We start from the raw sequence: 11,709 nt of genomic DNA, 5'->3' as shown, positions 1-11,709 counted from the left end.
CGCCGCACCGGGCACAAGCCCAAGTACATCCAGTACGAGGGCTTGCACCCGGCACGCCGAGAGCACGCACCGGACGCCGCTCCTTGACGGGCAAAGGTTGCCTGACGCGGCACTAGTGCGGTCCGTGCGGCTCGAACTCCGTGCCGCACGGACCGGCACCCGCGCTCTCCGGCAGCGCGATCCGCTCGCCCCGCATCGACAGGGTCCGGTAGTACGCGCCGATCCGCTCGGTCGACCGCCCTGCGTAATGGCCGATGAACGACCGCCGGAACCGGTCGGCGCTGCGGTTCGGCTGGGAGCCGTGCACCAGACTGCCGTTGAAGAACAGCACGTCCCCCGGCGCCATGTCGACCGGCACGGCCTGGAGGCCCGGCGGCGGCGGAACGTACTCCCGCGCGAACGACACGCCCGCGTCGGCCTCTTCGGGACAGAACAGCTCCATCCGATGGGTGCCCGGCACCACTTCGAGGCCGCCGTTCTCACGGTCGATCTCGTCGCAGGCGATCCACGCCGCCACACAGGTTCCGGGTTCGACCCGCAGATAGAAGTTGTCCTGGTGCAGAGCCTGCCCCCTGGCCCCCGGCGGCTTGAAGTAGAACATGCTCTGCGCCGCCAGCACCTCCTCGCCCAGCAGCTCCTCGAGCACCGCGCGCAGCCGGGTGTCGAGCAGCATCTCCCGCGACAACTCGTCGATCTCGTGCGGCTGCATCACCCGCGGATACTCCCGGAGCGGATCACCGTCCGCCGGGCGCGGCTCGAAATGCCCCGGCACCGGACCCGCCGCGCGCAGTGCCGTGAACCGCGCGCACAACCGGTCGATCTCGGCGTAGCGGAACAGTCCGCGCGCGACCATGAACCCGTCCGCACGGAACCTCCGGAGTCCGGCGGCGATGTCCGTGGCTGTCATGCGTCCACTCCTTCGATCAGGGGCATCCGTACGTCACGCTAGGCGGACGCCCGTGCGAGGAGGATGCCCATGCGTGCTGACCAATTGCCCAGGACTGCCGCCGGGCCCGGCGACCCGGCCCCGCCGCCCGGCCTCGTGGTCGTCGGCCGCTTCGACCAGCCGACGGGGTACGGCGTCCACCGTCCGGGTGGCGCCGACAGCTGGCTGTTCACCTGGACCACCGCGGGCCGGGGCCACCTGCGCCAAGGCGCGACCGAGACCCTGGCGTCCTCGGGCGACCTCGTCGTGCTCGCCCCCGGCGTCGCCCACCGCTACGGCGTCGCACCGGGAGCCGGCCACTGGGAGTTCTGGTGGGCGCACTGCACGCCCCGCCCGGCATGGCAGGCCTGGCTGCGACCGTACGGCGCCGGGGACGGGGTGTACGTGGTCGCGCCGCGGCCGGAGCCGGCGCGGGGCCGGACCGAGACGCCTCACGGCCGTGTCAAGGTGGCGCCCGCGCGGGTCCCGGAGCCGTACGAGCGTGTCGAGGCCGCGTTCCGGCGGATGCACACCGATGCCCGGTGGACCGGTACCGGTGCGCCGCCCGGCTCGTGGGCCGAGGGGGAGCGGGTTGCCGTCGCGCACGGTTCGGCGGCCCGTGAACTCGCTCTGTGCGCTCTGGAGGAGGTCGTCCTGCTCACCGCCGCGACCGCGCGCGAGCAGCCGGCCCCGCCCGGTGTCGACGCCCGGATCCGGCGTGCCGAGGAGCTGATCGTCGCCGATCCCGGCGCCCCGCACACCGTCCGCTCGCTCGCCGAACAGGTGGCGCTCTCGCCCTCCCGGTTCACCCACCTGTTCACCCGGCAGCTCGGCCAGCCGCCGATGCGCGCCCTGCGCGAGGCGCGGCTGCGCCATGCCGCCCGTCTGCTGGAAGGCACCGACCTCTCCGTGGAACGGGTCGCCGCGGCCTCCGGATTCGCCAGCCCTTTTCACTTCAACCGGGTGTTCCGGGAACGCTATGGCACACCGCCGGGCGCCTACCGGATGAACGGTCCAATGGCCGTCGGAGCGGACGAGGGGACGGCCGCGCGATGATTTCCGTATGCCTTACTGACACAAGTTCAATTTCCCGCGCGTCGCACCCGACTCGCAAAACGTCGTGAACTCTTGTTCCCTGTCGCTGACCTGTGCAAAGGTGTGCCTCGCTCCCTCGCGTCGCACGCTTCGAAAGAGCCGCGCCCGGAGCCTACCCCTTGGTATGGACCTTTGAATGCCGCATGTTCCTCCGGAGGAATGCCGCCGTGCACGACGCAGGCTTGTCGAATTCCCCAGGGAACGCCCGACCCCTTGAATTGACCGACGCTCAATTGAGCGCCGAACTGAAGAAGTGGACGGGAGCGTCCCCCGCCCTCCATCCGGTGGGCGAACTCCTGGACCGGCACTGGGCGGCGGGCTTCGCCTATGCGCGGCTGTGCACCAGCACGTCCCGCGCCGCGGGCATGCTCACCACGGCGGCGTTCACCCGGCTCTTCGGACAGACCCTGCGCCAGACCGGTCCGACCTCCGCCTGGCGTCCCCAACTCCTCGTCACCGTACGGCGGGTGGCGGGGGAGTGGGACACCGACCAGCGCCGCGAACTGCTCCACCCCGAGCTGCTCGCCGGCTCCGCCGACGGCGAGCGCGCTGTCGCGCGGCTGCTGCCGCCGGCCGACCGCCGACTGCTGTCCGGCGCCTTCCAGCGGCTGCCCCAGTCGGCCCGCTGTCTGCTGTGGCACACCGAAGTCGAGGCCGAACCGCTGGGGGCACCCGCAGGACTCCTGGGCCTGGACGAGGAGGGCGCGCGCGTCGAACTCGGCCGCGCCCGCGACCGGCTGCGCGAGGAGTGCCTCCAGGTCCACCGCGAGCTGGCGCCCGACCAGGAGTGCCGCCAGTATCTGCGGCTGCTGGACGTCACGTATCGGCGCGGCGGCGTCGGCGTGGACCCCGATCTGCGCGCGCACCTGGACGGATGTCGGCACTGCAGCGACACCGCCGGCCAGCTGGACTGCTTCAACCATGGCCTCGGTCTCGCCCTCGCCGAGGCGGTACTCGGCTGGGGCGCGCGGGAGTACGTGGAGGCCCGGGCGTACCGCGCGGAGGAGGAGAGCGCGCCGGTGGAGGCGGCGGCCGTGCTCGGGGAGGACTTCGGCGCGGCGCAGACGGCCGACGCGCCCCGGCCGTCGTGCAGTCGCAGGGCCCGCAAGGCCGCCCGGCGCGCGGTGCGGCGGCGCAACCTCACCGTCGCCCTCGTGACCGTCGGCGCGCTGGTCGTCATACCGCTGGTGCTGTGGTCCGCCCTCGGTTCGGAGGACGGCGGAGTCCCGGACGGCGCGGGCCGCTCCGCGGAGGCGGCCGGCCGTACCCCCACCTCCGGCCCCTCATGGGCCGGGGCGAAGGAGGCGGCGAAGGGCACGCTGACCGGACGCCTGCACAACATCGCTTCCGGGCTGTGCGTCGGCATCGTGGGCGGCAAGATCGTCGAGGGAGCGGAGACGGAACTCGCGGAATGCTCGGCGCAGGCCGGCCAACAGTGGGTGTACGAGACCGACGGCCGTCTGCGCAGCGCCGCCGAGCCGGAACTGTGCTTGGACTCCCGCCTCGGCTACTCGGTGCGGCTCGCGCCCTGCACGCAGAGCAAGAAGGTCCGCTACGACTTCACGCTCCCGGGCGCCCTGGTCCCGCGCTGGGACCAGGAGCTGGCCCTGACACCCGCCGCCACCGACGGCTCGGGCGCGCTGGTCCTCAAGACCCGCAAGGACGACGCCGCCCAGCGCTGGGCGATCGACACCTCGAAGCCGGAACTTCAGCTGAAGGCGGTCAACTGGGACGCCCCCGCGACGCCCCCGGCCCCCCGACCGACCCCGACGCCCACCTCCACGCCCTCGAAAACCCCGAAGGCCACCCCGACTCCGACGCCCACGCCGACCCCCTCGGCCTCCGAGGACTGCTCCACGAACCCGTACGCCTGCGACTGGGGCGACGGCAACGGCAACGGCAATGGCAACGGCTGGGGCGGAGGCGGCTACGGCGACGGACGCCGCTGACCGCAAGGCCCCAAGCCCGGCGCGAACGCCAGGTTCCCGAGCCCGGCAGGCACGTCGGGGCCTCGAGTCCCGCGTGCACGTCAGGGCCCTAGCCCCGCGTCGCGTTTATGGCACGCCCCTGAGCCCGGCAGGTACGTCGAGGCCTCCAGTCCCGCGTGCATGTCAGGGCCCCACCCCGCATCGCGCGTATCGCACGCCCCCGAGCGCGGCAGGTACGTCGGGGCTTCGAGTCCCGGGTGCACGTCCGCGCAGGACCACTGGCCCGCGTCGCGTGACCTCACGGCCCCGAGCCTGGCGTGAAGACCGTCAGGGTCACCGTGGAGGCGTTGCCGGACACGGGCACCGCGCCGGCCGTCCAGGGCACCTCGATCGGCTTCCGCTCGTCCGGCGGGGTCACCAGCAGGGCCGCCGGACGGGCCGTGCGCGCCCCGCTGATCTCCGGACTCGAGTACGACAGACCCGCCCAGGCGCTGTCACCCGGCGCCAGCGTCACCCGGGCCGGCGTGTCGGGGGCGCGCTCGGGGTCCGGGCCGAGCTGCCCGCCGGACGCGTCGACGAAGGCGGCGCCGGGATAGCCGTACACCGTGCAGGTGCGCGCGGAGGTGTTGGTCAGGACGATCGGGAAGTTCCGCTGCCCGGCTCCCGGATCCATGCGGCCGACCTCGGCGCGCAGCTCGCCGGTGTGGCAGCGGCTCGACTTCTGCGCGGCCCCCGCGGGTGAGGAGGACGACGCGGGCCCGGTGTTCTGCGTGGCGGAGGGGGAGGACGCCGGTTCGCTGCCCAGGGCCGCGGAAGGGGACGGCGCCGGTTCCGCGGTGGTCGCCCGTGGGCGCGGGGAACCGCTGGTGGACCCGCCCTGCGGAGCGGTGCTCGTGCCGTCGCCCCCGCCGCAGGCGCCGAGGGCGCCGAGCAGCGCGACCGAGCCCGCCAGCAGGGCGGTCCGACGCACGGACGAGGACGTGTTCGCCATGGTCTCCACGCTCCTGAGGGTTCGTCACATGGGCGGGTGTCCGCCGTGCGCGGGGAGAAACCACTTCGAGCGTACGCCCGCTCAGTCCTCGTCGAGGATCCCCAGTTCCGCCCAGATCGTCTTGCCGTTCTCATGGTGCCGACTGCCCCAGCGCTGGGTGAGCTGGGCGACCAGCAGCAGCCCCCGGCCGCCCTCGTCCCAGGTCTTGGCCCGGCGCAGGTGCGGGGCCGTGTGGCTGGAGTCGGACACCTCGCAGATCAGCGTGGCCGCGTCATGGATCAGCCGCAGCCGGATCGGCTGGGCGCCGTACCGGATGGCGTTGGTGACCAGCTCGCTCACGACCAGCTCGGCCGTGAACGAGGCCCCGGTGAGCTCCCAGGCGGCGAGCTGTTCCACGACCTGCTTGCGGATCGGCCCGACCAGTGCCGGGTCGGCGGGGATGTCCCAGGTGGAGACCCGGTCGGAGGGCAGCCCCCGGGTACGGGCCACCAGCAGCGCCACGTCGTCGGCGACGCCGTCGGACGGGAGCAGCGCGTGCAGGATCCGGTCGCAGGTCTCGTCCAGCGAGGCGGAGGGGATCGCGAGGGCGTCCAGGAGGAGCGCGTGGCCGGCGCCGACGTCGCGTTCGCGGTTCTCGATCAGTCCGTCCGTGAAGAACGCCAGCAGGCTGCCCTCGGGCACCTCGACCTCGGCGGACTCGAACGGCAACCCCCCGAGCCCCAGCGGCGGACCCGCGGGCAGCTCGATCCACCGGGGACCGCCGGTCGGCGGCATCATCACGGGTGACGGATGCCCGGCCCGGGCCAGCGTGCAGCGCCGGGACACCGGGTCGTACACGGCGTACAGGCAGGTGGCGCCGACCTCGCCGGTGCCGTCCTCCCCGCCGGTCTCCCCGGAGAGCCGTACCACCAGGTCGTCGAGGTGGGTGAGCAGTTCGTCGGGGGCGAGGTCGATGTCGGCGAGGGTGCGCACGGCGGTGCGCAGCCGGCCCATGGTCGCCGAGGCCTGGATGCCCTGCCCGACGACGTCCCCGACGCACAGCGCGACCCGCATCCCGGACAACGGGATCACGTCGAACCAGTCGCCGCCGACTCCGGAGCGGGCCGCCGGCAGGTAGCGGGAGGCCGCCTCGACGGCGGGTGTGCGGGGCAGCCCGCGCGGCAGCAGGCTGCGCTGAAGGGCGAGGGCCGTCTCGCGCTCCCGCGAGTAGCGGCGGGCGTTGTCCACGCAGACGGCCGCCCGGGCCGTGATCTCCTCCGCCAGCAGGACGTCGTCGTCGGTGAACGGGTCCGGGCGCCGGAACCGGGTGAGCACCGCGACGCCGAGGGTCTGCCCCCGGGCCCGGATCGGCACGGACATCGTGGAGTGGATGCCGTACTCCCTGACCCGCTCGCCGCGGGCCCGGTCCCAGCTCAGCCAGGCGTCCAGGTCGCCGGAGGGCACCGAGGCGACGACCGTGCGGCCCGCCGTCAGGGAGGCGGCCTGCGGGGACTCGGCGGGGTACAGCTGCTGATGGCCGGGCTTGACCACCGCCTCCGGGCTCCCGGGGTTCACCGAGCGGTGCGCGGCCCGGCGCAGCCCCACCGGCACGGCGATGGGCGTCGGCGGGCCCGTGCCGTCCTCGTCCGGGTCGAGCAGGTCGACGCTGACGAAGTCGGCGAGCGCGGGCACGCACACGTCGGCCAGTTCCTGTGCCGTCCGGGTGACGTCGAGGGTGCTGCCGATGCGCACGCTGGCCTCGTTGACCAGCTGCAGGCGCTCCCGGGAGAGGTAGTTCTCGGTGAAGTCGTGGGCGGCCAGGCACACGCCCCGCACCCGGCCGTCGGCGTCGGTGACGGGGGCCATCCGGACAAGCCAGGCGTGCGCCCGCTCCTCGCCGCCGGTGCGCATGTACGTCTGCACGTCCCGGGCCCGGCCGACGGCCAGCACCCCGGCCATCTGCTCCTCGAGCTCCTCGCTCTGCGCCTTGCCGCCGATCTCGGAGAGCCTGAGCCCCTGGATGCGCTCCTCGGGCAGCCCGATCACGTCGGCCATGGCCTCGTTGATCCGGCGCAGCCGCAGCCGCTCGTCGTAGACGGCCACCGCGCACGGGGACTGGATGAGTTCGGCGGTGGCCAGCGGGTCGACGGGGGAGTCCGGGGCGTCGGCCTCCAGGGGGGTCACCACGAGCCAGTGGGCCGGGCGGTCCGCGCGCGGGGGCCGGTAGTGGGCCAGCAGCCACACCCGTACCCGGTGGCCGTCCTGGTGGAGCAGGGGGACCGTGCCGTCCCAGCGGGGGCCGTCCGGGGCCGGTACGGAGCCGTCGGCCAGCAGCTCGGCGGCCGGGCGGCCCAGGACGTCGGCGGCCGGCCAGCCCAGCAGCCGCCGTGCGCCGGCGTTCCACTCCACCAGCGTGCCGCGTTCGTCGATGACAGCCCGGGCCGTCGCGGCGTCGTCGATCGGGTCGTGCGGGCTCATCGTCGCCACTCCAACGTGGACACTCACAGTGACCGGTGGTCACGTGAGTTCCAGCCTAGTGCGTCCGGCCCTCCGATGGACGGGGAACCCCTGTGCGGGCGGTCGAACAGTCAAGGTCGAGATCCGGCCGTTCTGCCCGCCCGGGGCGCAAGCGCTCCCACCCGACGTACGACGACACTGAGTCCCGCCCGTCGGAATCTGTGTGTTCACGATCAGTTGGGAGTACTTCGGGGTCCTGATGAGGGAGATCCCCACGGCGGTCACTCGCGGACCCCGGCCTGCGGTTCCCGGACGCGCCCCACGATGACCAGCGCGCACCCCGGTGGGCCGCAGGGTGCTTTGGGGATCGGCAAGTTGACGGCGTCGGGCGTCTGAGCGGGGCGTCCGAACCGTTCGCGCGGTCCGGGTCGGTCCGGACGGGAAAGCAACTCCGTCCGGACCGTTGACGGCGCGTCACACCTGCCACAAGCATGTCCTGCGTCCGCATCTGGGAGCGCTCCCATCGAGCGTCACCCGCACCTCCTCCGAGGAGCCCAGACGTGAAACGACGCAGAACCGCCCTGCTGTCCCTGACGGCCCTCCTGGCCACGGGACTCACCGCACTTCCCGCCGCGCAGGCCGGCGCCGAAGAGGTCGAACAGCTGAAGAACGGCTCCTTCGACACCACCACCGAGCCCTGGTGGACGACCAGCAACGTCACCGCGGAACTGTCCGAGGGGCAGCTCTGTGCCGACGTGCCCGGCGGCACCACCAACCGCTGGGACGCCACCGTCGGCCAGAACGACATCACCCTGGTCAAGGGCGAGTCGTACCGGTTCTCCTTCACGGCGAACGGTTCGCCCGAAGGGCACGTGGTGCGCGCGATCGTCGGCCTGTCGGCGGCGCCGTACGACACCTGGTTCGAGGTGACGCCGGAGCTGAGCGTCTCCGGGAACGCCTACTCGTACACCTTCACCTCGCCCGTCGACACCCCCCAGGCCCAGGTCGCCTTCCAGGTGGGCGGCAGCGCGGACCCCTGGCGCTTCTGCATGGACGACGCCTCGCTGCTGGGCGGTGTGGCACCCGAGCCGTACGAGCCGGACACCGGCCCGCGCGTGCGCGTGAACCAGGTCGCCTATCTGCCCGCCGGACCGAAGAACGCCACCCTCGTCACCGACGCGACCGAGCGGCTGCCCTGGCGCCTTCAGCGGGCCGACGGATCCGTGGCCGCGCGCGGCTGGACCGTGCCCCGCGGCACCGACGCGTCCTCCGGACAGAACGTCCACTCCATCGACTTCGGCGCCTACCGCAACCGCGGCACCGGCCTGACCCTGGTCGCCGACGGCGAGACCAGCCGCCCCTTCGACGTCGACACGAGCGCCTACGAGCGGCTGCGCCTGGACGCGGCGAAGTACTACTACACCCAGCGCAGCGGCCTCGCCATCCGGGACGACCTGCGCCCCGGCTACGCCCGACCCGCCGGCCACGTCGACGTCGCGCCCAACCAGGGCGACGGGAACGTGCCCTGCCAGCCGGGCGTGTGCGACTACACGCTCGACGTCACCGGCGGCTGGTACGACGCGGGTGACCACGGCAAGTACGTCGTCAACGGCGGCATCTCGGTATGGGAACTGCTCAGCACCTATGAGCGCGCCCTGCACGCCCGCACCGGTGACGCCGACAAGCTCGGCGACGGCACCCTCGCCATCCCCGAGAGCGGCAACAAGGTGCCCGACCTCCTCGACGAGGTCCGCTGGGAGCTGGAGTTCCTGCTCAAGATGCAGGTTCCCGAAGGACAGCCGCTGGCGGGCATGGCGCACCACAAGATCCACGACGAGCAGTGGACCGGCCTGCCGCTGATGCCGCACGACGACCCGCAGAAGCGCGAACTGCACCCGCCGTCCACGGCGGCGACCCTCAACCTCGCGGCCACGGCCGCCCAGGCGGCACGCCTGTACAAGCCGTACGACAAGGAGTTCGCCGCGAAGGCCCTGGCGGCCGCCCGCAAGGCCTGGGCGGCGGCGCTCGCCCACCCCGACCGGTACGCCTCCGAGAGCGACGGCATCGGCGGCGGCACCTACGCCGACAACAACGTCACGGACGAGTTCTACTGGGCGGCGGCCGAGCTGTATCTCTCCACGGGCGAGAGGGAGTTCGCGAACCGCGTCCTGAACTCGCCCCTCCACACCGCCGACATCTTCGGCCCGCTCGGCTACGACTGGGCCAGGACCGCGGCAGCGGCCCGCCTCGACCTGGCGACCGTGCCGAGCAGGCTCCCCGGCCGGGACAAGGTCCGCCAGTCGGTCCTCAAGGGCGCCGACCGCTACCTGGCCACGCTCAGGTCACAGCCGTACGGCATGCCGTACGCCCCCGAGGGCAACCTCTACGACTGGGGCTCCAACCACCAGATCCTGCACAACGCCGTGGTCATCGCCACCGCGTACGACATCTCCGGAGCCTCGAAGTACCGGGACGGCGCGCTGCAGAGCATGGACTACCTCCTCGGCCGCAACGCGCTCAACATCTCGTACGTGACCGGCTACGGCGAGGTCAACTCCCGTAACCAGCACGCCCGTTGGTACGCCCACCAGCTCGACCCCAGCCAGCCCAACCCCCCGGCCGGCACCCTCGCCGGCGGACCGAACTCCAGCATCCAGGACCCGTTCGCCCAGTCCAAACTCCAGGGCTGCGTCGGCCAGTTCTGTTACATCGACGACATCCAGTCCTGGTCGACCAACGAGCACACCATCAACTGGAACTCGGCGCTCACCCGGATGGCTTCCTTCGTGGCCGACCAAGGATGACCCGCTGAGCCCGTTCGGGCGGCACACTGGGCGCATGAACTCGCCGGTCCCGCAAGCCGATCCCCGTCGTACGACCGTCGTGGCAGTCGGTATCGACGCCTACGAGGCGGGGAAGGACTGGGCCCTCGACGGCCCGGTCTCCGACGCGCTGCGGTTCGCTGACTGGTTCGTCGAACGGGGTGTGCCGCCCGAGCGGATCACGGCGCTGCTGTCCGCGCCGCCCGGGCGGGCCGTCGCCGAGGTGCCGTACAAAGTCCTCGGCGCGGACCGGTCCACCGTGCACCACACGCTCCTGCGCACGGTCGCAGCGGAGGAGAGCGAGCTGCTGTGGGTGGTGTGGGGCGGCCACGGCGTGCTGGACGCCGAGGGCCGCCGCCGGCTCTTCTACGCGGACGCCACCGTGCACGACCCGCTCAACCTGGACTTCGACGCGCTCCTGACGTACTACCGCGCGGCCCCCCGCCATCCCCGCCAGATCTGGCTCGTCGACGCCTGCCAGCTCCTCCACAACCCCTGGCGGTCCCGGCGCCAACTCCCCCGGGAGGACTACGGCACACCGATGCCGAGGACGGCCCGGGACCAGGCTGTCCTGTTCGCCGCCCGCCCGGGCGAGGCGGCGAGGAACCTGGCCGGCACCGGAACGGGCCTGTTCAGCCGGGAGGCGCTGGCATTGCTGCGGGAGGCCGACGCCGGCTGGCCGCCGGACCCCGGCGTCGTGATGGACCGCCTGCGCGAGAGATTCACCCGACTGCGGGCGGAGGGCCGCGCGGCACAGACCCCCACCTACGTGTGGTCGCGGACCTGGGACGGCGACGAGGGCCAGCTGCTGTCCCGGGGCGGCCCCGAGCCGACGGCCCCCTCGCACGCCGACCTCACCGCCGACCGCCTCCGCGCCCTGACGGACGCCCTGCTGGCGGTGGAGGAGTTCGTGGAACCCCACGGTCGGGAGGAGATCCTCGGCCTCCTGCGGATCGGCGTACGGGCCGCGATCCCCCGCCACAGCCGCCCCCGCCTGGACACCATCAGCATCCTCCGCACCTGCGCCCGCCGCCCGGGCGCCCTGGTGGAGTTGGCGGAGGCGCTGCTGTTGTGCGCCGGGGGGAGCGCGGAGGCGGAAACGGCGCACCGGTTGCTCATCGGGGCGTCCGCGTGAGCCGTCTGCGGTATAACGGCACAATGTACGAGTCCCGTGATGCGGCGGAGCCCGCGAGCGTCGAATCCTGGCTGCCCCGGCTGTCCCACCTTTCCCTGGACGAACTTCCCCGGATCGGCGGAGCCGCACTGCGACCCGCGATGGAGATGCTGCTGACGAGCGTGGAGCGGCCGTTCAGTACGCGGGGCGGCAGCGAGCCCAGTTGACCGATAAGCGACTCACCGTCCAGTCTGGCCGGTAATCTGCGCTGCACGTCGGACCCGACCGGTCCGAGGCTGTGGACACCGTGGGTGAGGATGCGTTCGTGGGCACGTGTTGTGAAGCCGTCGAGGAATCAGAGGACTTGAGACCCCACCGTCTCGACGACGTTTCCTTCG

General features: G+C 72.7%; 8 protein-coding genes. 5 read left to right on the top strand and 3 right to left on the bottom strand.

Features of this window, described 5'->3' with window-relative positions; translation table 11 throughout:
* Positions 1-112: 112 nt before the first annotated feature.
* Entirely contained in the window at positions 113-907 is a 795-nt protein-coding gene (locus ACWDRW_RS30635; protein WP_451728548.1) for a phytanoyl-CoA dioxygenase family protein, read from the bottom strand.
* 69 nt (positions 908-976) lie between these two features.
* Between ACWDRW_RS30635 and ACWDRW_RS30630 the strand changes: the two genes are divergently transcribed.
* The gene (locus tag ACWDRW_RS30630; protein ID WP_451728545.1) at positions 977-1,981 is read left to right on the top strand and encodes a helix-turn-helix domain-containing protein; all 1,005 of its coding nucleotides are present in this window, start codon (positions 977-979) and stop codon (positions 1,979-1,981) included.
* A 206-nt stretch (positions 1,982-2,187) separates the two neighbouring features.
* Entirely contained in the window at positions 2,188-3,969 is a 1,782-nt protein-coding gene (locus ACWDRW_RS30625) for a ricin-type beta-trefoil lectin domain protein (RefSeq protein ID WP_451728542.1), read from the top strand.
* A gap of 277 nt (positions 3,970-4,246) precedes the next feature.
* Here ACWDRW_RS30625 and ACWDRW_RS30620 read toward each other — a convergent pair whose 3' ends face one another.
* The gene (locus ACWDRW_RS30620; protein WP_451728540.1) at positions 4,247-4,939 is read right to left on the bottom strand and encodes a DUF4232 domain-containing protein; all 693 of its coding nucleotides are present in this window, start codon (positions 4,937-4,939) and stop codon (positions 4,247-4,249) included.
* 81 nt (positions 4,940-5,020) lie between these two features.
* The gene (locus ACWDRW_RS30615) at positions 5,021-7,396 is read right to left on the bottom strand and encodes a SpoIIE family protein phosphatase (RefSeq protein ID WP_451728537.1); all 2,376 of its coding nucleotides are present in this window, start codon (positions 7,394-7,396) and stop codon (positions 5,021-5,023) included.
* A gap of 539 nt (positions 7,397-7,935) precedes the next feature.
* On the opposite strand from ACWDRW_RS30615, the gene ACWDRW_RS30610 reads away from it, so the two are divergent.
* The 3 genes from ACWDRW_RS30610 to ACWDRW_RS30600 are packed head-to-tail and all read left to right on the top strand — an operon-like array spanning position 7,936 to position 11,538.
* Positions 7,936-10,179 (top strand): glycoside hydrolase family 9 protein, encoded by a 2,244-nt coding sequence (locus ACWDRW_RS30610; protein ID WP_451728534.1) that lies wholly within the window; start codon positions 7,936-7,938, stop codon positions 10,177-10,179.
* A 34-nt stretch (positions 10,180-10,213) separates the two neighbouring features.
* The gene (locus ACWDRW_RS30605) at positions 10,214-11,332 is read left to right on the top strand and encodes an effector-associated domain 2-containing protein (protein WP_451728532.1); all 1,119 of its coding nucleotides are present in this window, start codon (positions 10,214-10,216) and stop codon (positions 11,330-11,332) included.
* 23 nt (positions 11,333-11,355) lie between these two features.
* Complete coding sequence (locus ACWDRW_RS30600) at positions 11,356-11,538, top strand: hypothetical protein (protein WP_451728530.1); 183 nt, start codon at positions 11,356-11,358, stop codon at positions 11,536-11,538.
* The last annotated feature ends 171 nt before the right edge of the window (positions 11,539-11,709 follow it).

It is taken from the genome of Streptomyces sp. NPDC003635, from assembly GCF_053587635.1.
Note: the sequence above shows the minus strand (reverse complement) of the source record. Positions and strands in the feature narration are given on the sequence as shown.

What these genes read in the sequence shown, in the direction of transcription:
- ACWDRW_RS30620 (WP_451728540.1), bottom strand. Translation starts at nt 4,939, where the DNA reads ATGGCGAACACGTCCTCGTCCGTGCGTCGGACCGCCCTGCTGGCGGGC.
- ACWDRW_RS30630 (WP_451728545.1), top strand. Translation starts at nt 977, where the DNA reads ATGCGTGCTGACCAATTGCCCAGGACTGCCGCCGGGCCCGGCGACCCG.
- ACWDRW_RS30635 (WP_451728548.1), bottom strand. Translation starts at nt 907, where the DNA reads ATGACAGCCACGGACATCGCCGCCGGACTCCGGAGGTTCCGTGCGGAC.
- ACWDRW_RS30605 (WP_451728532.1), top strand. Translation starts at nt 10,214, where the DNA reads ATGAACTCGCCGGTCCCGCAAGCCGATCCCCGTCGTACGACCGTCGTG.
- ACWDRW_RS30615 (WP_451728537.1), bottom strand. Translation starts at nt 7,396, where the DNA reads ATGAGCCCGCACGACCCGATCGACGACGCCGCGACGGCCCGGGCTGTC.
- ACWDRW_RS30600 (WP_451728530.1), top strand. Translation starts at nt 11,356, where the DNA reads ATGTACGAGTCCCGTGATGCGGCGGAGCCCGCGAGCGTCGAATCCTGG.